The sequence below is a fragment of the Acholeplasma equirhinis genome (genome assembly GCF_017052655.1).
Classification (GTDB): Bacteria; Bacillota_I; Bacilli_A; order Acholeplasmatales; family Acholeplasmataceae; genus Acholeplasma; species Acholeplasma equirhinis.
In genome coordinates, this window is record NZ_JAFIDC010000001.1 from 174572 (window position 1) to 197448 (window position 22877).

22 protein-coding genes are annotated in these 22877 nt (G+C 32.4%); 14 read left to right on the plus strand and 8 right to left on the minus strand.

From position 1 onward, the window contains the following. Nucleotides 1–32 precede the first annotated feature (32 nt). From JV173_RS00725 to JV173_RS00780, 12 genes are all read left to right on the plus strand, one after another. Nucleotides 33–446: an NAD-binding protein gene (locus JV173_RS00725; protein WP_205734376.1), complete on the plus strand. Its 414-nt coding sequence runs from the start codon at nt 33–35 to the stop codon at nt 444–446. Continuing rightward, on the plus strand, nt 443–1108 hold the full coding sequence (locus JV173_RS00730) for a potassium channel family protein (RefSeq protein WP_205734377.1): 666 nt from the start codon (nt 443–445) through the stop codon (nt 1106–1108). Before JV173_RS00725 ends, JV173_RS00730 begins: the two co-directional genes overlap by 4 nt. Next, entirely contained in the window at nt 1105–2580 is a 1476-nt protein-coding gene (locus JV173_RS00735) for a TrkH family potassium uptake protein (RefSeq protein WP_205734378.1), read from the plus strand. Before JV173_RS00730 ends, JV173_RS00735 begins: the two co-directional genes overlap by 4 nt. A gap of 233 nt (nt 2581–2813) precedes the next feature. Next, the gene (locus JV173_RS00740) at nt 2814–3122 is read left to right on the plus strand and encodes a hypothetical protein (protein ID WP_205734379.1); all 309 of its coding nucleotides are present in this window, start codon (nt 2814–2816) and stop codon (nt 3120–3122) included. Further along, the gene (locus tag JV173_RS00745) at nt 3119–5827 is read left to right on the plus strand and encodes a V-type ATPase 116kDa subunit family protein (RefSeq protein ID WP_205734380.1); all 2709 of its coding nucleotides are present in this window, start codon (nt 3119–3121) and stop codon (nt 5825–5827) included. The genes JV173_RS00740 and JV173_RS00745 overlap by 4 nt, the downstream gene beginning before the upstream one ends. A gap of 19 nt (nt 5828–5846) precedes the next feature. Beyond that, nucleotides 5847–6377 carry a V-type ATP synthase subunit K gene (locus JV173_RS00750; protein WP_240452993.1) on the plus strand — a complete coding sequence of 177 codons (531 nt, stop codon included), beginning with the start codon at nt 5847–5849 and terminating at the stop codon, nt 6375–6377. Between the two features lie 8 nt (nt 6378–6385). Next, the gene (locus JV173_RS00755) at nt 6386–6988 is read left to right on the plus strand and encodes a V-type ATP synthase subunit E (protein ID WP_205734381.1); all 603 of its coding nucleotides are present in this window, start codon (nt 6386–6388) and stop codon (nt 6986–6988) included. Nucleotide 6989: 1 nt separating this feature from the next. After that, nucleotides 6990–7892, plus strand: a complete 903-nt coding sequence (locus JV173_RS00760; protein ID WP_205734382.1) for a hypothetical protein — start codon at nt 6990–6992, stop codon at nt 7890–7892. Further along, nucleotides 7885–8187 (plus strand): V-type ATP synthase subunit F, encoded by a 303-nt coding sequence (locus JV173_RS00765; RefSeq protein WP_205734383.1) that lies wholly within the window; start codon nt 7885–7887, stop codon nt 8185–8187. The genes JV173_RS00760 and JV173_RS00765 overlap by 8 nt, the downstream gene beginning before the upstream one ends. A 13-nt stretch (nt 8188–8200) precedes the next feature. After that, on the plus strand, nt 8201–9958 hold the full coding sequence (locus tag JV173_RS00770; RefSeq protein ID WP_205734384.1) for a V-type ATP synthase subunit A: 1758 nt from the start codon (nt 8201–8203) through the stop codon (nt 9956–9958). A 4-nt stretch (nt 9959–9962) separates the two neighbouring features. Next, a complete protein-coding gene (locus JV173_RS00775; protein WP_205734385.1) occupies nt 9963–11354 on the plus strand; it encodes a V-type ATP synthase subunit B in 1392 nt (463 codons plus the stop codon). Nucleotides 11355–11356: 2 nt separating this feature from the next. Then, nucleotides 11357–11995 (plus strand): V-type ATP synthase subunit D, encoded by a 639-nt coding sequence (locus JV173_RS00780; RefSeq protein WP_205734386.1) that lies wholly within the window; start codon nt 11357–11359, stop codon nt 11993–11995. A gap of 30 nt (nt 11996–12025) precedes the next feature. On the opposite strand, the gene JV173_RS00785 is transcribed toward JV173_RS00780, so the two are convergent. From JV173_RS00785 to JV173_RS00820, 8 genes are all read right to left on the minus strand, one after another. Further along, complete coding sequence (locus tag JV173_RS00785) at nt 12026–12841, minus strand: ABC transporter permease subunit (protein WP_205734387.1); 816 nt, start codon at nt 12839–12841, stop codon at nt 12026–12028. Continuing rightward, nucleotides 12831–13709, minus strand: coding sequence for an ABC transporter ATP-binding protein (locus JV173_RS00790; protein ID WP_205734388.1), 879 nt, complete (start codon nt 13707–13709; stop codon nt 12831–12833). The genes JV173_RS00785 and JV173_RS00790 overlap by 11 nt, the downstream gene beginning before the upstream one ends. Nucleotides 13710–13723: 14 nt before the next feature. Then, nucleotides 13724–14323, minus strand: a complete 600-nt coding sequence (locus tag JV173_RS00795; protein ID WP_205734389.1) for a TetR/AcrR family transcriptional regulator — start codon at nt 14321–14323, stop codon at nt 13724–13726. Nucleotides 14324–14415: 92 nt separating this feature from the next. Further along, entirely contained in the window at nt 14416–15492 is a 1077-nt protein-coding gene (locus JV173_RS00800; RefSeq protein WP_205734390.1) for an NADH:ubiquinone reductase (Na(+)-transporting) subunit F, read from the minus strand. A gap of 9 nt (nt 15493–15501) precedes the next feature. Beyond that, nucleotides 15502–16089 carry an Rnf-Nqr domain containing protein gene (locus tag JV173_RS00805; protein WP_205734391.1) on the minus strand — a complete coding sequence of 196 codons (588 nt, stop codon included), beginning with the start codon at nt 16087–16089 and terminating at the stop codon, nt 15502–15504. An 11-nt stretch (nt 16090–16100) separates the two neighbouring features. Further along, nucleotides 16101–16757 carry an Rnf-Nqr domain containing protein gene (locus JV173_RS00810; protein ID WP_205734392.1) on the minus strand — a complete coding sequence of 219 codons (657 nt, stop codon included), beginning with the start codon at nt 16755–16757 and terminating at the stop codon, nt 16101–16103. Next, entirely contained in the window at nt 16757–18766 is a 2010-nt protein-coding gene (locus tag JV173_RS00815) for an FMN-binding protein (RefSeq protein ID WP_205734393.1), read from the minus strand. The genes JV173_RS00810 and JV173_RS00815 overlap by 1 nt, the downstream gene beginning before the upstream one ends. A 1-nt stretch (nt 18767) precedes the next feature. After that, the gene (locus JV173_RS00820) at nt 18768–19718 is read right to left on the minus strand and encodes an RnfABCDGE type electron transport complex subunit D (RefSeq protein WP_205734394.1); all 951 of its coding nucleotides are present in this window, start codon (nt 19716–19718) and stop codon (nt 18768–18770) included. Nucleotides 19719–20190: 472 nt separating this feature from the next. On the opposite strand from JV173_RS00820, the gene mgtE reads away from it, so the two are divergent. Together mgtE and JV173_RS00830 are read left to right on the plus strand one after the other, a co-directional pair. Further along, a complete protein-coding gene (mgtE, locus tag JV173_RS00825; protein ID WP_205734395.1) occupies nt 20191–21519 on the plus strand; it encodes a magnesium transporter in 1329 nt (442 codons plus the stop codon). Continuing rightward, nucleotides 21512–22834 carry a magnesium transporter gene (locus JV173_RS00830; RefSeq protein WP_205734396.1) on the plus strand — a complete coding sequence of 441 codons (1323 nt, stop codon included), beginning with the start codon at nt 21512–21514 and terminating at the stop codon, nt 22832–22834. Before mgtE ends, JV173_RS00830 begins: the two co-directional genes overlap by 8 nt. Nucleotides 22835–22877 lie beyond the last annotated feature (43 nt).

Genomic DNA, 22877 nt, shown 5'->3' on the forward strand with positions numbered 1-22877 from the left:
GATATAGTTACAAAGTAAACATGGAGAAAAAGATGAGAAATAAAACAATGGTTATTGGCTCTGGTAGACTTGGTTCAAACATTGCATCACATCTAGCAGAACAAGGAAACTTAGTTGATATTATCGATAAAGATCAAACTGCATTTAGAAAGTTGCCAGATGATTTTTCTGGAAACATTATTCTAGGTGATGCAACAGAGATGGAAGTTCTTGAAGCAGTTAATCCTGAAAATGTTGAAAGAGTCGTCATCGTCACAGGTAATGATAATGTGAATATTTATATTGCACATTTAGCTTTAAACTTTTTTGATATACCAAAAATTTACATTCGACTTTTTGATACATCCAAGGGTAAATTAATTGAAAATACGAGAATTCAAGTAATCTATCCATTTAACTTGTCAATTGAAGCATTTATGAAACTAGAGGCAGGTGACAAGAAATGAAGATAATCATCGTCGGTGGTAAAAACGAAGCAGATTACATGATTGGCATGTTCTTAAAAGAAAAACATTCAGTATTAGTCATCAATGATGATGAAGATGCTGCAAAATATATTACAGATCATCATAGAATTCCTGTTTTAGTCGGTGATCCTACGAAAAGTTATGTTTTTGAAGATGCAAATGCTTATGATTATGATGTTATTGTTGCGTTATCTGAAAATGACATTGATAACTATATTACGTGTATGGTTGCTAAAAATCTTTTCAATGTTAAAAAAGCAATTTGCCGTGTCCTCAACCCTAAACGAGTTGATATCTTTAAAAAATTAGGTATTCATACAGCAATTTCTTCCATCTATATGTTAGGACAAATCATCAAAGAAGAAGCCAATGTAAAAGCAATGTTTAAAACCCTTACTATGGAAGATGAAAAAATTGCCATTACTGAGATTGAAGTGATTGAATCATACCATCTACATAATAAACAAATTATGCATATTAATTTACCACCTAGAATTAACATTTCGTGTATTTTACGTGGTAATCAAACAATTATTCCAAATGGTCGTACGACAATTCATGTTGGTGACAAATTATTAATTGTTTCAGCAGCAGAAGACCAAAAATCAATATTTACAATGTTAAATGAGAAGAAACAATGACAGAAGAAATAAAAACCATAAAAGGTTTTAGACTTTTACTCGGCTATTTAGGTATTTTTATTTCACTTGCGGGCTTAATTCAATTACTTGCACTTTTTGGTCTTGTCTTTAACCCAGAAGAATCTCAATATCTTTGGCATTTCTTAATTCCTGGTATTTCATCAATCATTATTGGGCTACTATTAAGTTTATTAATTAGAAAAAAACATCTTGCAAAACTCGAGCGTTTTGAAGATGCTGTGTTCCTTGTCACAATGTGGATTGTTGTTATCTTTGCATCAAGTATACCTTTTATGATGTATGGTGCCAATTTTACACAATCAGTTTTTGAAACAACCGCAGGATTTACAACGACCGGTGTATCACTATTTGATGCGGATACCCTACCTAGAATCTTTGTCTTATATCGAAGTTTCTTAATGCTATTTGGTGGTGTTGGATTAGTCTTAGTCATTACATCAACAATTTCAGATAGATATGGATTAAGACTTTATAATGCAGAAGGTCATACAGACAACCTAATTAGTAATGTTGCAAAATCTGCAAGACTCATCTTAGGTATTTATATTGGATATGTCTTAGTAGGAACGATTTTGTTTATGATTTTTGGTATGACATTGTTTGACGCTATCAATTATTCAATTACATCTGTTTCGACCGGTGGATTTGCACCACACAAAGCATCATTAGGTTATTACAATAATATTGGTATTGAAATTGTTGCAATGGTCTTAATGATTTTAGGGTCAACAAACTTTTTAATTCATACCTTCATCATTACTGGAAAATTTAAAAAAGCATTTAAACATGCTGAATGGATAGTCCTGGGTATTGCTTTTTTAGCAGGTGTTTCCATTATAACAATGAATCTAATGTTAAGTTTAGATTGGGATTTCTTATATAGCTTAAGAGTTGCATCCTTCCAATTTATTTCTGGAATTACAACAACAGGCCTTCAGATTGTTCCAAGTATCAATGCATTCCCACCACTTTCAATTGGTATTATTATTTTAATTATGATTATCGGTGGACAGGCAGGTTCAACAACAGGTGCGATGAAGCAAGGTAGAGTTGCATTGGCATTAAAGAGTAGTTATTGGTATATCCGAGATAAGATGAGTGGCAGAAGAACTGTTCGTTCAAACTTTATTTTAAGATTTGGTAATTATGAAAAAGTAACAGATGTTGAAATACGACATAACTATGCATTCATTGTGCTTTATATGATCTTTCTATTTTTAGGTAGTTATATCTTTATGGCACACGGATACGGATTTGAAGATTCATTATTTGAATTTGCATCACTTTTAGGATCTGTTGGTTATTCAACAGGTATTGTCTCATTATCGGCACCAGCAGTTGTATTATGGACCGGAACAATAGGAATGTTTGTTGGTAGACTTGAAATAACAGTTATATCAATTGCCTTAATTAAGATTTTTTTAAATCTTACGCGAAAGAATATTTTATAAATAAAGACGTAATTGAATAAAATTATAGTTAATAAAATTTATTTAATGAAAACGCATGCAAAACGCTTATGAAAAAAGAAATTTCATGATACAATAACACATGAAATTACGTTACATATTAAACCAACTTGATCATAAGCGAAAGTCATCACTTGACATGCGTATATTACATGCCATGGTTTTCTATGTCGTTAGGACGTTTTAAAGAAAAATTTTAAAGAAGGAGTGTTTAGATGAAAACATTAGAAAAGATCTATCAAGCTGAACAAGAAGCTTTAAAACTTAAAGATGATGCAGCTAAAAAAGTAGAAGCTCTTTTAAAAGAAACTAAAGCACAAATTGAAGCTTTAGAAAAAACATATCAAGAACAACTTGATCGTGCTTCATCTGATTTAAAGAAAAAGTTTGAATCAGAAAAAGCTAAACTTGAAAAAGATTTCGAACAAAATTTAGCAAAAGTTCGTCAATCATTTAAAGAAAAAGCAGATTCAATTGAGAAGACTTATAAAGATAAACTCGTTAAAGAGGTTATTTCTGCATGATTATTCCTGTAAAAAAGGCACAGCTTTTCGTATTTAACAATCAAAAAGAAGCCACATTAAAGCTGTTACAAAGACATGCCTTTTTTATGCTGACAGAGAATCATCAAAAACCCAATGTAGAAAATCAAAGAATAAAGGATGCAGAACGTGTTATTGAACTCTTAAAACCACATGTTAAGAAGAGTTTTGGATCTGATTTTATTGAAATTGATCAATCAAGTTTTGATGAAATAGATGAAAATGTTCTCTCAAGAATTCCATTGATACTTTCAATTGGAGACAAAATTGATGCCATCAACGAAAAGATGAATCAAGTTAAAGCCAAAATGAGTCTCATTAAACCATACCTTAATTTAGATATACCAAATCAAGATATCAAGAAAATAAAAACGATTGATACAATCTTTGGATCGGTAGATCATAAAAATGGTGAAGAATTCATTCAAACACTTGAACGCTTTGGCAGTCAGTATGAAGTCTTTGATACAGTCGATAAGCAAACATATTTTGTGGTTGCAACACTTAAACAAAGATTCTTCTTAAATGAATTAAAATTATCAGGTTTAAATAATGAACTACCACAAGGTACAGATTTACTTCAAAAACTAGATAATTTAAATTCAAAAATTCAAAAATTTGAAGAACAAAAGAAGCAAGCACTCCAAATCATTAATCAACTTGCTAAGAAGAAAGTTGATTCAAAAGAAATGACTGTGAATGAATCAACAATTCACAACGTCTTAGCACTTGCTAACGAAAGACAAAGTTTAAGAAATGATATTGCAGCTTTCAAACAAGAAATCAGTCAGTTAAAACCTTTTGAAAGTTTAACCTTAAGTCTTAAGAAACTAGATACTTCAGAACTCTTAGAAACGAAGTTTGCTAAGGTTAGATTAAAATCTAAAGGTTATAACAATCTAAAATCTAAAGCAGGGTTAAGTTTAACAAACTTTAGTGAATCTAAAACACACGCATATGTTGGATTAACTTACTTAAAAGATTTAAGAGACCAAGTTTTAGAAGGCTTAACTGATATTGAATTTATTGAATTAGAGAAAGTAGATTTAATTCCAACAGAGTTAATTAAACAAAAGGAAAGTTCAATCCAAAATGCAGAAGCTAGACTTGAAGAGATTTTAACAGCATTAAATCAATTTAGAGCATATGCCGATGAAATCAGTAAAGTTACTTCAATGCATAATGTGTTAAAACAAGAAATCCTTGAAATCATTTCAATGATGAGTCATGAAGAAATATTTAAAGCATTTAAGTTTAAATTAATGGATTTACTCCAATTAGGTTATATTAAACTTTATGTTGAAAATGTAACAGAAGATTCATTGGTAGTTAAAACGGTATTATCTCAAACTGATTTATTGAGAATAATCTTAGGTGATTATCGATTTAATCAAATTGAAATGCCAAACTATGCTCAAAAAAATCAACTGATTTATCAAGCATACTTAAATGATTCAGATCAATTAGCAGAAGAAAAAGCTAAACTTGAATTAGAACTTGCTAATGAATCTGAAAATATTGCACAGTATAAGATTCTTTATGACCAACTTGTGAATAAACATAATTTAAACCAAATTAGTTATGCACAAACAACTTATACTGAATACTTAGAAGGTTGGATTATTGAATCTAAGGTTGATGCATTAAAGAAATCACTTGATCAGGCTGAAATTATTTATGAGCTTGATTTAGTTGAACCAGAAGAAGGTGAAGTTGTTCCAACAGCATTCAAGAACAATAAACTGGTTCAACCATTTGAATCGATTACAAATACCTTTTCACCACCAGCTTCAAATGAGGTTGACCCTAACCCTTCAATGAGTGTCTGGTACTGGATTATCTTCGGTCTAATGATGGGAGATATTGGGTATGGACTAATTATGATGATTGGTTGCTTCCTATTCTTGAAGTTGTTAAAACCTAAAGGTGGCACAAAATCACTGTTAACTGTCTTTGGATTCTCAGGGTTATCAACTGTCGTTGCAGGTATACTCTATGGTTCGTTCTTCGGATATGAAATCGGCATTCTACCACCTGAGTATACATTGAGTCTCATGGAAAAACCACTTGAAATGTTAATCTTCTGTCTTGCTTTAGGAGTATTACATATCATAACTGGTTTAGTTCTTAAATGTATTAATCTCGTAAGAGATGGTGACATCTTAGGCATGTTAGGTGATGGTCTATCGTGGATCTTAGTCTTACTTGGTATTGGCATTGCAGTGATTCCAGGTATACCTTATGGTATGACAATTGGTGTTGTTGTTGCCTTAACTGGTGCCGCACTAGTTGTACTCTTTACAGCACATGCAAAGAAGAACGTTATCACAAGAACACTCTTTGGTATTATAGGACTTTATAATGCAACCTCATTCTTAGGGGATATCCTATCATACTCAAGAATCTTAGCACTTGCATTATCTGGTGCAGTGATCGGTTCAACAATGAACTTACTTGCTGAAATGATGTTCCCAATGGGCTTTATGGGTTATATCTTTGCAGGTTTAATTTACATTGGTGGACATATCTTCAACTTAGCGATGAACTTGCTATCCGCATACGTTCACGCTGGCCGTCTTCAATATTTAGAATTCTTCGGTAAATTCTATAACGGTGGCGGTATCTTATTCAACCCGTATCAACTAAATTTAAAATATGTATATTCCATTAAAAATAAAGAAAACTAATTTATAGGAGGAAAAATAAATGGAAATTTTATCACTTATTCTTGAAGATGGTCAATCTGTAATTGATGCAGGTATGGGCCTAACTTACGCTTTAATCGGTATTGGTTTAGCAGCAATTTTAGCTGGATTCGGATCTATTTTAGGGGTTATGATTGCAGGTAAAGCATCTGCCGGTGTTTTATCAGAAAAACCTGAATTATTCGGTAAAGTATTCGTCTTACAAGCATTACCTGGTACACAAGGTATGTATGGTTTCATCGTTGCAATTCTTTTAATGTTAAAGTTAGATTTATTATCAGGTAACCTTCCAATGAATTTATCAGATGAACAAGGTTTACTCTATATTGCTGCAGCATTACCTATTGCAATTGTTGGTTTATTATCAGGTATTTACCAAGGTGTAGTTGCAAGAGCATCAATTCTTATGACTGCAAAACAACCTGAAGGTTCAACTAAAGGTATCATGATGACTGTCTTAGTCGAAACTTATGCCATCTTAGCTCTATTAGTCTCTATCTTAATGTATATTGGCTTACCAACAGGAGCGTAAGACAAATCATGAGTCAGACGATTGAACAAATTATTTTAGATCAAGCTGAAAAAGAGACTAAGAAGTTAATCGCTGATGCAAACCAAAATAAGAAAAATCAATTAGAACAAGTAGAATCTCAATTAAAACTTAAGAATGAAAAAATTCTAAATGATTTAGAAAATGAATATGACCTCGCTTTAGGTTTGCTTAATGCGACGCATGAACGCGATTTAAAATTAGAGCTTGAAAAAGCAAAACATGAACACATTTTAGGTTTATTCCAAAATGTATTAAACCAATTAAAGGCATTAAAGGGTAAAGACCTTTTAGAGTTTGTAGCTACTCAAATTAAAAAAGAAACAGTCTCTGGTGATGAAATCATTAAAGTTTCTAAACAAGACTACACTTTATACAAAGCAGCATTATCAACTGGATCTGGTGATTTAGTTGAAGCTGATTTATTAAATAAAATCTTAAAAACTAATTTCAAGTTATCAAATCAACCTCTTGATATCGAATCAGGTTTCGTTTTAGAAGGTCCTGTCTTCGATTTAAACTTCAGTTTTGAATCAATGGTTGCAGATCTTGAAAAACGTTACGAAAAAGAGATTTACGAAAGGCTAGGATAATATGTCTGATTTAGGATATATCAATGGTGTCATTAAGTCTAAGTCAACTGAACTTTTAGATTTAAAACAAGTTGATCAACTCAATAATTTATCCAAAGACATGCTCATTAATACGCTTCAAAGTATGCAAATCTTTAAAAAAGAGTTAACAAACGATGAAGCCTTCATGAAAGATGAAATTGAGTTAAAAGCTTTTTTAATGACGCTTTATCCTGCGAATCATCTAATATTCCAATTGTTCTATTTAAGTGACGACCATCGTGTTTTATCAAATGTTATTAAAGAGAAGTTACTTGGACTTGATGTAGAATTAGATAATCGGCTTGCGAATATCAAATCAAGTGATGTTTTAGAGGGGTTATCAAATAATAAAGATCTTAAACAATTATTTGAATCTTTAAAAATCAAATCAAGTAAAGAAATTTCTGATGCAACATTTAAATATTTACATGGTGAAATAAGAAACAAAGTAAAAAAAGCAAATGATGATGCATTAACTTTATACTTTAAAAAGTTCACTGATAAAGAAAATCTCATGTTATACATGAGAGCAAGAGTCTTTAAACTTAGTTTAGATACATTCTATCCTTATTTCTTAGAAGGTGGCGATATCAAAGTTTCATTCTTTAACGAACTTGATAAGATAGATTTAAAAGACGCATATGCAGAACTAAGAAAGTTTTATAAGGTTGAAAACTTTAAGAGCCAGGGTAAACTTGGAAGTCATGACTTCTTAGCGCTCTTAAATATCGATTTAGGACAAGATTTATTAGACATCATTGAAAGTTTAACTTATAACTTAGATGGTTATTCACCATCTATTGAATACATCTTAAGAAGACGACAGATTATGCAGTCAATTAAGGAAATTTATTATAAAAAGGAGCGTGAAGTAAATGTTTGATATGATGGCATTTTCCACCAATCTAGCTTTTACCTCCTTAAATAGTGTAGGTGTTAAAGTATTTCATGACACAAAAGATAACTTAGAACGTCATATGCTCGAAGCACTTCAAACTGATGTTAAAATCATCATTTACGACTATGAAATGGAAGATTTCGTTCAAACACTTATCGAAAAATATGATGACAAAATGTATCCCATCTTCTTGAAATTACCAGTTGGTGGCAAACATGAAGATACATTGAAAGAATTGAAGACCATGATTGAAAAATCAATTGGTATTTCAATTATTTAAAGGAGAAACTTATATGGAAAAACACGGAATAATTACAAAAGTTTCAGGACCACTGATTGTAGCAAAAGGGATGGCTTCCGTCCAAGTTTATGACGTTGTTAGAGTTTCTGAAAAGCGATTAATTGGTGAAGTTCTTGAACTTCGTGGTGATTTAGCAAGTATTCAGGTTTATGAAGAAACTGCTGGTATTGGACCAGGAGAACCTGTATATTTCACAAATGAACCACTTTCAGTTGAACTTGGGCCTGGCTTACTTGAAGGTATCTTCGATGGTATTGAACGTCCACTCGATAAAATCTTTGATCAAGCTGGTGCACAAATTCCACTTGGTATTGACTTACCTCGTTTAAATCGTGAAAAGATTTGGAAATTTGAAGCAACTAAAAAAGCTGGTGACAAAGTATCTGGAGGTACAGTCGTTGGTACAGTTCGTGAGAATGAAACTGTTCTACACAAAATCATGGTACCACCAACTTTAAATGGTACATTAAAATCAATTCAAAGTTTAGAAGGCAATGTTGATGCAGTTATCGCAGTCTTAGTTGATGATAAAGGTATCGAACATAACCTTACAATGAAACAAAACTGGCCAGTAAGAAGAAAACGTCCTTACACTAGAAAATTACCTCCAACACAACCAATGGTAACAGGTCAAAGAGTTATTGATACACTCTTCCCGATTGCAATTGGTGGTATTGCTGCGATCCCTGGACCATTCGGTTCAGGTAAAACAGTCGTTCAACATCAACTTGCTAAATGGGCTGATGCTGACATTATTGTTTATATCGGTTGTGGTGAACGTGGTAATGAAATGACTGACGTTTTACTAGAATTCCCAGAACTTCAAGACCCAAGAACTGGTTCTTCATTAATGAAGCGTACTGTTTTAATCGCAAACACTTCAAACATGCCTGTTGCTGCACGTGAAGCATCAATTTATACAGGTATTACAATTGCGGAATATTTCCGTGATATGGGTTATAAAGTTGCGATTATGGCTGACTCAACATCTCGTTGGGCAGAAGCATTACGTGAAATGTCTTCACGTTTAGAAGAAATTCCAGGTGAAGAAGGTTATCCTGCTTACTTAGGTTCAAGAATTTCAGAATTCTATGAAAGAGCTGGTATGGTTGAAACACTTGGTAAAGAAATCGGTGCAATCACTGCGATTGGTGCAGTTTCACCTCCAGGTGGTGACACCTCAGAACCAGTATCACAAGCAACACTTCGTATTGTAAAAGTCTTCTGGGGATTATCTGCATCTCTTGCATATCGTCGTCACTTCCCAGCGATTGACTGGTTAAAGAGTTATTCTCTTTATTATGATGACATGCTTAAATTCTTTGATAAGACTGTAAACCCAGGTTGGAGTAAACAAGTTCATTATGTGAATGCACTCCTTCAAGAAGAAGCACAATTAAATGAAATCGTTCGTTTAGTTGGGGTCGATGCATTATCTGCAGATGACAGATTAAAATTATTAACTGCTCAACTTGTTCGTGAAGACTATCTTCACCAAAACGCATTTGACTCAGTTGATACATATGCATCACCAAAGAAACAATACTTACTTTTAAGTGCAATTGTTGAATTCAACCGTCTTGCACAAAAAGCATTACAAGAAAATAAAGCGTATAAAGATATCGAAAACTTACCTGTAAGAGAACGTATCGGTCGCTTCAAATATGTTGAAGAAAGTAAAGTGGAACAAGAAATTTCAGGCATTATGACTGAGATGCAAGATCAATTTGACCACTTAGAAAGGGCGTAAAGTTATGGCAATTAAAGAATATAAAACAGTATCTGAAGTTGTTGGACCTTTAGTCCTTGTCAAAAAGACTGAAAATGTTAAATATGATGAATTAGTTGAAATCAAACTCATGAATAATGAGAAAAGATTTGGTCGTGTACTTGAAATTGATAATGATGTTGCCCTAGTACAATTATTTGAATCAAGCCAAGGTTTAAAGATTGACGATGCGAAAGCAGTCTTCTTAGGACATGGTCTAGAACTTGATTTATCACCACAAATCTTAGGACGCGTCTTTGATGGTATGGGTCGTCCAATCGATGGTAAAGGTAAAATCGTATCTTACCAAAGAGCAGATATTAATGGTTCACCATTAAATCCGGTTGCACGTGACTATCCGAATGAATTTATTCAAACAGGTGTTTCTGCTATCGATGGTTTAAATACATTAGTTCGTGGTCAAAAGTTACCAATCTTCTCAGGATCAGGTCTACCACACAATAAACTTGCAGCTCAAATTGCAAGAAATGCTAAAGTATTATCTAAAGATGATAAATTCGCGGTTGTATTTGCCGCTATCGGTATTACATTTGAAGAATCTAACTTCTTCATTGAATCATTTAAAGAAAGTGGTGCAATTGATCGTACTGTCATGTTTGTAAATCTTGCAAATGACCCTGCAATTGAACGTATTGCAACACCTCGTATGGCAATTACTGCTGCTGAATATTTAGCTTACGAACTTGATATGCACGTGCTTGTTATCTTAACAGATATTACAAACTATGCAGAATCATTACGTGAAATCTCAGCTGCAAGAAAAGAAGTTCCAGGTCGTCGTGGTTATCCTGGTTACATGTATACTGACTTAGCATCATTATATGAACGTGCGGGTCGTGTTAAGGGTAAAAAGGGTTCAATTACACAACTTCCAATTCTTACCATGCCAGAAGATGATAAAACACACCCAATTCCAGACTTAACTGGATATATTACTGAAGGACAAGTTATCTTGTCTCGTTCATTACATAATAAGAATGTCACACCTCCAATCGATGTTTTACCTTCACTTTCACGTCTTAAAGACAAAGGTATTGGTAAAAACAAGACAAGAAGTGACCATGCAGACGTTTTAAACCAATTATTCGCAAACTATGCACGTGGTAAAGAAGCCAAAGAGCTTGCAACAGTTCTTGGTGAATCTGCATTATCTGACATTGATAAACTTTATGCAAAATTTGCAGACCGTTTTGAGAATGAATATATCTCACAAGGTTTTGAATCAAATAGAGAAATTATCAGTGGTACATTAGAACTTGGTTGGGATTTATTAAGAATCTTACCAAGATCTGAATTAAAACGTGTATCTACAAAACACTTGGACGAATACTACGCACCTAAACCTAAAGAGGATTAAAAATGGCAGACATTATCAATGCGACGAGAATGGAGCTTACGCGTCTTAAAAATCAATTAGTAACTACCCGTAAAGGACACAAGTTATTAAAAGATAAACAAGATGAAATGATGCGTAAATTCTTAGCTCAAATTGAATCATATAAACAACTTAGAACTAAAGTTGAACAACGTTTCTTACAAGTTGTTGATGATTTTTCATATGCCAAATCATTCCATACAAAAGAAGAACTAAAAGATAAGTTTATGATTCCATCTACTGAAGCTAAACTTCAAGTTGGTACCGTATCAGTGATGAGTGTTCCTGTTCCTGAAATCAAAATTGAAAGTTTAAGTGATTTTGAACTAACCTATGGTTTCCTTGGGACAAACCCAATCCTAGATCAAATTGTATTAAACTTATCTGACTTACTTCCTGATTTGATTCTACTCGCAGCATCTGATAAGAAAAATCGTATTCTAATTAAAGAAATTGAAAAAACTAAACGTCGTGTAAACGCGATTGAACATATTTTAATTCCTGAAATTGAAGAAAACATTAAAACTGTTAAGATGAAAATTTCTGATGCTGAACGTAGTAATACAGTGCGTGTCATGAAGTCTAAAGATTTAATCATTAAAAAAAACTTAAAGAAACAGTAAAAAATTAAGGTGAGCAAATGCTCACCTTTTTTATATACTTAAATCACGTTTATTAAATAAGTGGAAAGTTAAGAATGTTAGAAGTATTGTCATTACAATAAGCACACCATTGAAAATAAAACTTAATGGATCATAGGTAATAATATAATCTGTATTAAATAGTGAGAATGGTGTGAAATATTTGAAGACTTCATAATCCCCACCTAAATTACCGATCATTTGTAGGAAGAAGAAGAATACAGGTACACCAACTGAGAGTCCAAATGAAAGTTTACCTTCAAAGATACTTGATGCAAAGACATTAAATGAACCTAATGCAAACATCAATAATAAATAAGAGAAGTTTAAATATAGGAGTTTCAATGGGTCAACATAATCTGGATATTGAATCATTCCACCTAATGTGACAACTAGAAACATAATAAGTGCTAATAAAAATTGAAATGTACCTAAGACTTTAATTTGTGTAAACAAAATTTGAGTTCTTGAATGCGGTGTTGAATGTAAATAGACAAAACTACCTTTATCTAAATATTTGAAAATTAGTTTATTAGAAAGTAGAATTGCGAATATGAGGCCAAATAAGAGGAATAACATACCATATAAATAACCTGAAATAAATAATTGGTAATTTGTAAAATCCGCAATATTAAATCCAATTAAATCCATCATTTCAGGATAGGTTTCAATAATGAAATCTAACCATCCAGCTTCTGCAGGATCTGGATTAAATAATGTAACAACAATAAATCCATACATTAAAATTAATCCAACAAAAATACCAAATAACATTGCTTGAGATTTTAATTCTTTTTTAAAGAGTGGCCAAATCACATTAATCACCATAATATTGCATAAAGATTTCTTCTAGAATCATATCTTTTCTTGCAATATCCCTTACATCATATTGAGTTAAATTTTTTAATAATGTATTCAAATCATGATCTAAATTATAGATACAACTTAATTCAGTTTTAATTGTAACTTGATGGTCTTTTGAAAAAGAAGTTAAATCTTTAGAGTTTCCAAATGTAATTTCATACGCTTTTAGACGTTGTTGTTTCAAATCACTAATTGGTTTATCTGTTATGATTTTTCCGGTTTTAATCATAATGACTCGCGTACAGGTTTTTTCAACTTCTTCAAAGATATGACTGGATAAGAAAATCGTTGCACCATTTTTCTTATGCTCTAAAATTAAATCAATTAAGGATTGTTGCATGAGTGGATCGAGTCCTGATGAAGGTTCATCTAAAATTAATATTTCAGGTTTCGTAAAGAATGCAAGCACGATGCCTAATTTTTGTTTCATTCCTTTACTCATCTTTTTAATGGGTTGTTTAGGTTCTAAACTAAATCGCTTAAGTAGGCTGTCTGCATAGGATAAATCATGAATGTTTTTCATATCTGCAATTAACTTTATCAGTTGATAACCATCAAGGTCGTCTAGAAAGTTAATTTCACCTGGTAGATATCCAATGAGTTTTTGGATTTCTATTTGATCCTTTTTTGAATTATATGTTGAAATTAATGATTCACCTGCATGGTTTTTAATTAAACCTAAAAGTACACGAATCGTAGTAGTCTTACCTGCACCATTCGGTCCTAAAAAACCTACAATTTCACCTTTCTCAATTGAAAAATTTAAATCAAATATACCTTTACCCTGACCGTAATCCATTGTAAGGTTTTTTACTTCAATGACTTTTGACATTTACTTACCCCCTTTTATTTACTAAAGTTTTCTTTGACAGTATCAAAGAATGTTATCAGTTGTTTCATAAGTTTTTCTTTGTTTGGATGATCTGGATACATAGTGATGAATCCAGTAGATACAAATGTTTGCCAGGTAATAAAATCTTCTATAGAAATTGAATTCTTTAATGTTGAGTAGTCTATCTTTTGATAGAGGAATGTTTGACTTGATTCATAATGTTTTAATAAATCTAAAATACCTTTTTCCTGAAGCAATGCTTTATTATCCCTAATCGAACGGATTAAAAAACTCATCATATAAGGATATTTTTCAAGTGTTTTAAGTTTCTGCATTGTAATATAGGGTAAAAAATCAAACACATGATAACTGGTGACACTTTTTAAGTCAATTGCATCATTTAATTTATTAAGCGTTGTTTCAAAAGCATAGATAAATAAGTTTTCTTTATTCCCAAAATAGTGGAAGAGTGCACCTTTTGAAATGCCTCCTTTTTCACATATCAAATCAGTTGGTGCTTGTTGATAACCATATTTTGAGAAAACTTCGTAGGCTGCATTAAGGATAATTTCTTGTTTATCCGCTTTTAAGTTTAAAAATTTTTCGTATGTCATACGTTTATTGTAACTCTTATTGACTGAAATAGTCAATTAAAATACATAGATAAAAAAAGAGATACAGCGTAAACTGTATCTCAAATGAGTAATTAGAATTTGTCGAAGTAGATATGCTCTTCTGGCATACCTTTTTCTTTTAAGACTTTAATACATGCATCAATCATACCAGGTGAACCACAAAGATAAGCTTCATGTCCTGATAGATCATCTGTGTGTCTAGAAACAACTTCAGTGATTAATCCAATATCTAAATCCCAGTTATCTTCTGGAAGTGGAGTAGATAATGCAGGGATATATTTAAAGTTTGGATATTTCTTAGCAATTTCTAAGAAGTATTCAGTATAATATAAATCCTTTTTAGTTCTTGCACCAAAGAAGTAGGTAGCTTTTCTTGGGAAGCCTTGATCCATTAATTTATAGATAATTGAACGGATTGGTGCCTTACCTGATCCACCTGCAATCATAATGATTGGACGAGTTGATTTTTCTTGTAAGAAGAAGTCACCAAACGGACCAGTGATTTTAATATTGTCACCAACCATCATTGCTCTGTGAACAAACTTAGTAGCAACACCACCAGGAACTAATCTAATGATCACTTCTGGATGATATAAATCTTTTGAGTCCGATGCGATTGAGTAAGCACGAGTTGTTTCAATACCTGGAACTTGGATTTGTAAATATTGTCCAGGTTTAAATGGGAATTCTTCCTTCATTTCAAAACGAATACGTTTGATATCATGAGTTAATTGTTCAATCTCAACAACTTTCGCCATGAAAGGTTTAACATTTAAAACAGATTCTGGGACTTGTACTTCGATATCTTGCGTTACTTTAACTTGGCAAGATAAACGAACACCTTCTTCAATTTCATCTTTTGATAAGAATGGAAGTTCAGTTGGTTTTGGTGGTTCATGCCAGTCAACGAGTCTGAATTTACATGTTCCACAAGTAGCTTTACCACCACATGATGATGGTAAGAAAATTTTGTTATTTGTTAATGCATTTAATGCTGTGTCATCACCGGTAATAGTGACAACATTGTTTTTGTTAACAGTGATTTTTCTTTCACCGCCGCCACCTAGAAGTTTATCAACTAAAATGACTAAAAGTGTAACGATAATAAGTACACTAATTAAAATAATGGGTGTCCATAGATAATCCATGATGTCCTCCTAGAAGTTAACTCTACCGATACCGGTAAATCCGATAAACGCTAGAGCTAAGATACCTAAGATTAAGAATGCAATTGCACGGCCTCTTAAACCTTTAGGAATATTTGATACGCGATACATTTTTTGACGTACACCAGCAAGTAAGATCATCGCGAGAGTCCAACCAATAGAAGAACCTAAGGCAAATACTGTAGTTTGAGCAAAATCATAATTTCTTGTTTGGAAGAAAATTGAGACTGCTAAGACGATACAGTTAACTGTAATCAGTGGTAAGAAAATACCAAATGCGTCATAGATTTTTGGAGCTAATTTAGCGAGGAACATTTCTAAGAATTGTACGAATGTCGCAATAACGATGATGAATACTAATAATGATAATTGAGTCGTACCAGTCGCTTTGAGTAATTCATAAATTGGCCAGTTAATCATTGCAGTTGCAGTAACAACAAAGATAACCGCAACACCCATGTTAACTGAGTTTTTAATTGAAGTAGAAATTGCAATTAATGAACACATACCTAAGATGAAGATCAGAGCGATGTTATTTGAAAGCATTGAAGCTAAGAATAATTCAATAAGTTGTAACATGTTTTTTCCTCCTAATCTTCTTCATATTGTCCCATGAGGGATCTTAGTAACCAAGCAAACATTGTTAAGACAAAGAATCCGCCTGGTGCAAGTGCCATGATGTTCCAGTTGATCCATTCAGACATGAATGGTGCTTGATATCCAAAGAATGTACCAAATGCTAATGGTTCACGTACTGCAGCAATTGCAATTAATACAAATGTATAGCCTAAACCATTTGCTAAACCATCGATTACAGTGTAATGAACAGGGTTTTTAATTGCAAATGCTTCTGCACGACCCATAACAATACAGTTTGTAATGATTAAGCTTGTATATGCACCTAAGTTGGCTGCGACTGTTGGTACGTATGCTTGAAGTAGCATTTGTACGACAATCGTGAAGATTGAGATGATAACCATGTAGGCAACCATTCTAACTTTAGGTGGAATTAAGTTTCTTAAGAGCGATACAATCGCACTTGAAGCCATAATAACGAATGTTACACCAATACCCATGAAAACAGCATTTTCAACACGGTTTGTAACGGCTAATGATGAACAGATACCTAAGACTGTTACGACAATTGGGTTTTCTTCAGTTAAACCCTTCTTTAAAATTAAGAACCATTTCTTGTATTGGAGACGTAACCAAGTACTTGGTTTTTTAGTTGTTTCTTGTTCTTGCATTATTCATTACCTCCAAACGCTTCAAAATATTCTGCATAAGCAGCATTCATAGAATCTAAGAATCCGTTTCTAGTTCCTGTAACACCAGTTAAACCATCAATTAATACTTCACTATCATTTGAAGGTTCAGCAACCATTGTAACTGATGGATTAAACTTAGCTCCAGTGAATACAGCTAATACTGAAGGGTCTGTTTGAATCTTAGCTCCACCTTTTTCATTTTGATGGTAAACAGCTACTTTTAAAATTGTTTGAAAATCAGATTCTAATGTTAATACAGATTTAATAATTGAGAATTGACCTTGACCTTCGAATAAGAAGCTTACTGAACCAGTAGTTTTGTGAACATAAAGTGTTAAGCCACCTTCTGATTCAATATTGAATGTTTCATCAAATAAAGATTGATAATTTTCTGAAGTTGATTCAATACCATTGTTTGCAAGCATTGCTTGTTTCATAGGTTGTTCAATAAATAATTGATAATAAGCTGCATAAGTCTCATTAATACTGTTTAAGAAACCATTTCTTGTAGAAGTAACACCAGTTAAACCATCGATTACTTCACTGTCATTTGAAGGTTCAGGGACCATTGAGACAGTTGGATTGAACTTAGCTCCAATGAAAGCCTCTAAAATTGATGGATCTGTTTGAATCTTAGCACCAGCTTTTTCTGTTTGTTCGTAAACAACAACTTTTTTAATTGTTTGGAAATCTTGTTCTAATGAAAGAACTGATTTGATAGGTCCCCAAGCACCTTGTCCTTCAACTAAGAAGTTATAAGAGAAGTTTGTCTTGTGGATATAAACTGTTAAATCACCTTTTGTTAATACATTAAATGATGAAGTAAATAAAGTTGCAAAATTATCATTTGTTGAGTCAATACCATTATTTGATAACATTGCTTGTTTCCAAACCATTGTAGGATCAACTTCAGGTTCTTCAATTTCTTCATCCAAGAAGAATAAAGTATAAATTTCAGCTTGAGTTTCGTTTAATCCTTCAGTGAATTTAGATTTAGTTGTCGTTGCAGCAGCAAATCCATCTAAACCTTGGTTATCAGCAGTAGGGTTAGTTACGAATTCAATTGTAGGATTGAATTTCTTACCAATTAATGAGTCAAGAATTGGACGTTCTGCAACGACTGCACCTTGAACTTCACTATTTGATGTAACTGTAATATTCACAATCGTAATAAAGTCATCTTCAAGTGTTAAGATACCAGTAATTGGACCATTTAATCCACCTGTTTCAAAGATGAAACTTACATTACCATTTGTTTTATTCTTGTAAATAGTTCTGTCTTGTTTTGTTAAAACATCAAATGTTTCATCAAATAATGAGATATAAGTAGAATTATTAAATGAAACGTTGTTATGCGAAAGCATAGCTTTCTTCCAAATTGCATCAGGATCAACATCACTAAATGCATAAATGTATTTACGGTAGTTCGCAGTCAATAAGTTACCAAAAGCGTTTGATGTACCAGTAGCACCAGTAATCGCATCAACTTCATAGTTTTCAACAGCAACACCTTTAATAATTTTGATTTCTAAATCTTCGTTAAATTCTTTTCCAACAAAGTTGTCTAAGTATTTTCTTTCAGCAACACGACCACCAAGACCAGGAGTTTCAGCTTGTTTTGTTACAGTGATTTTAACAATAGTTTTCCAGTCTGGTTCGAAAGTTATTACACCTTCAATTGTGTCCCATAAACCCATCCCATAAAAACGGAATGACATTTGGCCTGTTTCATTGTTTGTATATAAAGTTAATAATTCTTCAGCATCTTCAGGAGTTGTTGAAACTTCAAATGATGCATCAAAGATCTCTACGAAGTCTGTTTGAGTGTGCGCAATTTCATGATGATCAAGAATTGCAGATTTCCAAACAAATTCTGAGTTTTTTGCAATTAATTCATTAGTTAATAAATCTGCTCCCATAAGTACACCGACTGAAACTGTACCCATGATTACAACGAATAGAAGCATTGATAAGTATTTCTTCATCATGTTATGCTTCCTCCACAACTAAAGGAACATCTTTAACTTTTGGAACTGTCCAAACGTCAATTAAACCAACAACTGCATTCATGAAAGTAATTGAGTAAATAATACCATCAGTATTTGGAGCAGAAGGGTTAAATAACCAGATGTTTTGAATAATCCAAGTTACAAAACCTAATAAGACACCATAAATGAGTCTACCTTTGAAATATAAAGGTTGAGTTTGTGGATCAACTGCAACAAACATAGCTGCAAATAATAAATGACCCATAAAGATTGAATATCCTGAATATACGAAAGCATCACCAAATGCAATTCCTTTTGATAAGTAATTGATTAGTGAGAATACAAAATATGTACCTAAGAATGTTACAGGAATTTTCCAATCAGAGATTTTTAATACCATGAGCAGTAAACCTAAGATAAGAATACCTAATTTAAAGGTTGTTCCTAATCCACCGGCATAATTTCCAAGGAGTAAGTCCATGAATTGGAATCCTTGAACAATCACACCAGGATTACTCTTAAAGGTTACTGCTGGAGTAACTGTTGTTGCTAATTGTGCAACTGGATCGAAGAAGTTTAATACATAAACCGGGAAAGAAAGTGCAATAAAGATGAGACCTACTGTCGCAGGGTTAAATACGTTTTTGCCTTCTCCACCCCAAATTGCTTTGGCGAAGAATACCCCAAAGCCTGTTGCTACGGCAACCATCCATACTTGATCAATAATGGTTGGTGTTGTAAGTAGCGTTATAATCAATGGTGTAATCCAGAAAGTTGTCCAGTCAAACTTTTCTTTTCTGGCAACACTATTGAGAAATTCTATAATGAATGATGTCGCGATTGCTACTAAGCCAATAATAAATACGGTTGGTCCAAAGATAAAGGATGCCGCTATTAAAAGCAGAAATAGAGAACTCGCAACAATTATTCTGTTACGTTGTGCAATATTCATTTTGTCTACCTCTCTGTATCGTTATTACTATTCTAACATAAATTTACGCTAAATCTATAAAGATTTACACACAATATTATATATTTTTCTGCTGAAAAAACTGTTTATTTGATTTGATATAAAAATCGTGTTATTTTTTGATAAAAAATGTGATGAGAATATATAGAAAATGCATATATATTTTATTTTAGGAACAGCATAAATGCTGTTCGATTGAATATACACTGCTTAATAGAGTAAATAATAAGATTTTTAAAATTGCAGTATCGACATGCATACACTGTTAGTAATCTTCAATTAGTTTCGAATTTATATAATTTTTTCAATAATCAAATTTATGTAAATTCTCTTAAAATTGGGACTAATCAATAAATTAATTTTATTTCTAAAGGAAATGTTATTTTTTAATTTATTAATTAAAGATGTTACAATGAAATTGGAGATATTTATTTTTTTATAAAGGGGGTATAACATGCTTAAAACATTACTTGATTCACAAGCGTCAAAAGAAGAAATACTAAAAGTATTAGAAGATACCCATGCTTATGATCTGGCTAAAATGTTTTCTGAATTATCAGAAGATGAACAGGAGAAAATTTTCTCATTTTTAGATAGTGATAAAGTTGCAGAAATTTTAGCATATTTAAACCCGGTCGATGCTGCTGATTTATTTCAAACACTTTCAATTGAAGAACAAAAAGAAGTTGTTGAAGAATTGGAACCGGATGATGCTGCTGATATTATCAATGAACTTCCTGATGAAGATCGTGTGGAATTAATTAAAGTCTTAGATCAAGATGAAGATGTTTTATCTTTAATCAATTATGAAGAATTTACAGCTGGTTCGTATATGACGAACGAGTTTTTGGTTGTAAAAGAATCTGATGATGTTAAAGATGCAACTAAAAAAGTTATTAAAGATGCAGATTTTGCATCTTCTATACAAACGATATTTGTTGTTGATGACAATAATCATTATGTTGGACAAGTAACACTTAAAGATTTAATTAAATCTAGATCACCGAAGGTTATTTCTGAAATTATGGAAATAGAACCTACAGTTTTAGTTACTGATGAAGTTGATACACTGGTTAAACATATGAAACACTATGGTGGTTATGACCTTGCTGTATTAGATGAAACAGGTACGCTTTTAGGTGCTATCACAATGGATGATATCTTAGATATCTATAAAGAAGAAGCAATTGAAGACTTAGAAAAACTATCAGCTTTACCAGATACAGATTTTAATGAAAATCTATTTAAAAGTGCATTCCATCGTTTGCCTTGGTTAATCATATTAATGTTGTTATCACTACCGATTGCATTTGTTACATCTCAGTTTGAGGAAATTCTTGCAAGTGTTGTTATTCTTGCATTATTCCAACCATTAATTCTTGACTCAGGTGGTGACGTTGCTTCTCAAACACTTGCAGTAACATTAATTTCCTTGACTCAAAAAGATTCTAAACCAGCTAAAAATGGTTTCAAAGAAATTATTTCTGGTATGATGTCAGGTTTTGTGATGGGACTACTTGCATTTGTTGCAACTGTCGCAGTGGGATATATCATGGGTCTTGATCATATTTATGCAATTTCGTTTGTTGTTGGAGGTGCACTCTTTATAACGGTTGCACTCGCACCAATTTTAGGTTTTTTAGTACCGTATATTCTAAAACTCCTTAAATTAGACCCTGCTGTTGCGTCAGGTCCATTTATTACAACAATGATTGATATTATATCGGTAATTGTATATTTTGGACTTGCAACACTTGTTTTAGGAGGTGTGATTAATGGCTAAATCAATTCGTTTAACCAATCAAGCACTTAAATTAAAACTATCTAAGATCCATGAATCAGATATTGCAACTATCTTTGAAGAATATCCAAATGACCAACTTAGAATTTTTACACTTTTAGGTGTAATGAAATTTTCAGAAGTATTCATACTTCTTGATGAAGATATTCAAAAAGTTTTTTATCAAACATTATCAATTGAACAAAAGAAGTCATTATTAAAAGCACTTGAAGTGGATGATTTAAAAACATTCATTGAACTATTCCCAGTTAAAGACCATTTATCAATTCTTAATCTGTTAAGTAAAAATACTAAACTTGCAGTTGAAAAACTGTTAAGTTACGATGTTGGTTCAGCAGGTTCGATTTCATCACCTCACTTTATTGCATTAACGATTGATACAACTGTCAAAGAAGCGACTCACTTTGTTACAACTGAATCTACAGAAAAAGATGAAGTTGATGTTATTTTCTTTTATGATGAACATAAAGTGTATAAAGGAGCAATCCGTCTTCAAGAGTTAATTCTTGCAAGAGCAAACCAAAATTTAAGCAAACTTATTGATGATACATATCCATATGTTCATGAAAATGATGATATGCAAATAGCCTTAAAAAAGATTCAGGACTATGACCTTGATATGATTCCTGTTTTAAATAAGGAAAAACATATTGTAGGTGTCATTACTGCAGATGATGCTTTAGTCTTAATGGAAGAATTTCATTTAGATACAGTTGCTGAACTTGTTAAAGTTCATGAAGTCGATGAAGATGATTCTCCATTGAAAAGAACGATTGTTCGATTACCTTGGTTATTAATTTCAGCAATATTGAATATTGCGATTGCATCTCTGCTGGCAGTCTTTCAAGGAACGCTTGAAGCACATGTTGCACTGATTTTATTCCAACCTTTAATTTTGGGTATGGCAGGTAATATTGGTACACAAAGTATTTCTGTAACGATTTTGGGCTTACATCAAAATCAAATTGAAGCAAAAAAACATATTGGTAAAGAACTTGCAATTGGTGCAATTAATTCATTAGTTGCTGGACTTGTTGGTATGGGTCTTGTTTATGTATTCTTAATGATCTTACCAAGTCAAACCGATACGATGATTGAACTGGCATTAACTGTTGGTATCAGTTTATTCTTTGCAATGTTCATCTCAGCATTAGCTGGGGTCTTATTACCATTTATTTTAAAGAAATTTGGAGCAGACGAAAAAGCTGCATCTGGACCACTCATTTCAACAATTAATGACTTTACTGCACTAGGGGTTTATTTCTTAGTTGCAACCATCATCTTGATGTTAATCTAATCAATATGTAGTAAATTAAAATTTAAAAAAGTATAATAGAGTA

Bases quoted from the DNA above. Each gene is read 5' to 3' on its own strand.
- JV173_RS00810 (WP_205734392.1), bottom strand. From the start codon at position 16,757: ATGCAAGAACAAGAAACAACTAAAAAACCAAGTACTTGGTTACGTCTC.
- JV173_RS00805 (WP_205734391.1), bottom strand. From the start codon at position 16,089: ATGTTACAACTTATTGAATTATTCTTAGCTTCAATGCTTTCAAATAAC.
- mgtE (WP_205734395.1), top strand. From the start codon at position 20,191: ATGCTTAAAACATTACTTGATTCACAAGCGTCAAAAGAAGAAATACTA.
- JV173_RS00780 (WP_205734386.1), top strand. From the start codon at position 11,357: ATGGCAGACATTATCAATGCGACGAGAATGGAGCTTACGCGTCTTAAA.
- JV173_RS00730 (WP_205734377.1), top strand. From the start codon at position 443: ATGAAGATAATCATCGTCGGTGGTAAAAACGAAGCAGATTACATGATT.
- JV173_RS00745 (WP_205734380.1), top strand. From the start codon at position 3,119: ATGATTATTCCTGTAAAAAAGGCACAGCTTTTCGTATTTAACAATCAA.
- JV173_RS00775 (WP_205734385.1), top strand. From the start codon at position 9,963: ATGGCAATTAAAGAATATAAAACAGTATCTGAAGTTGTTGGACCTTTA.
- JV173_RS00760 (WP_205734382.1), top strand. From the start codon at position 6,990: ATGTCTGATTTAGGATATATCAATGGTGTCATTAAGTCTAAGTCAACT.
- JV173_RS00735 (WP_205734378.1), top strand. From the start codon at position 1,105: ATGACAGAAGAAATAAAAACCATAAAAGGTTTTAGACTTTTACTCGGC.
- JV173_RS00815 (WP_205734393.1), bottom strand. From the start codon at position 18,766: ATGATGAAGAAATACTTATCAATGCTTCTATTCGTTGTAATCATGGGT.
- JV173_RS00800 (WP_205734390.1), bottom strand. From the start codon at position 15,492: ATGGATTATCTATGGACACCCATTATTTTAATTAGTGTACTTATTATC.
- JV173_RS00770 (WP_205734384.1), top strand. From the start codon at position 8,201: ATGGAAAAACACGGAATAATTACAAAAGTTTCAGGACCACTGATTGTA.
- JV173_RS00740 (WP_205734379.1), top strand. From the start codon at position 2,814: ATGAAAACATTAGAAAAGATCTATCAAGCTGAACAAGAAGCTTTAAAA.
- JV173_RS00785 (WP_205734387.1), bottom strand. From the start codon at position 12,841: ATGGTGATTAATGTGATTTGGCCACTCTTTAAAAAAGAATTAAAATCT.
- JV173_RS00725 (WP_205734376.1), top strand. From the start codon at position 33: ATGAGAAATAAAACAATGGTTATTGGCTCTGGTAGACTTGGTTCAAAC.
- JV173_RS00765 (WP_205734383.1), top strand. From the start codon at position 7,885: ATGTTTGATATGATGGCATTTTCCACCAATCTAGCTTTTACCTCCTTA.
- JV173_RS00790 (WP_205734388.1), bottom strand. From the start codon at position 13,709: ATGTCAAAAGTCATTGAAGTAAAAAACCTTACAATGGATTACGGTCAG.
- JV173_RS00755 (WP_205734381.1), top strand. From the start codon at position 6,386: ATGAGTCAGACGATTGAACAAATTATTTTAGATCAAGCTGAAAAAGAG.
- JV173_RS00830 (WP_205734396.1), top strand. From the start codon at position 21,512: ATGGCTAAATCAATTCGTTTAACCAATCAAGCACTTAAATTAAAACTA.
- JV173_RS00750 (WP_240452993.1), top strand. From the start codon at position 5,847: ATGGAAATTTTATCACTTATTCTTGAAGATGGTCAATCTGTAATTGAT.
- JV173_RS00795 (WP_205734389.1), bottom strand. From the start codon at position 14,323: ATGACATACGAAAAATTTTTAAACTTAAAAGCGGATAAACAAGAAATT.
- JV173_RS00820 (WP_205734394.1), bottom strand. From the start codon at position 19,718: ATGAATATTGCACAACGTAACAGAATAATTGTTGCGAGTTCTCTATTT.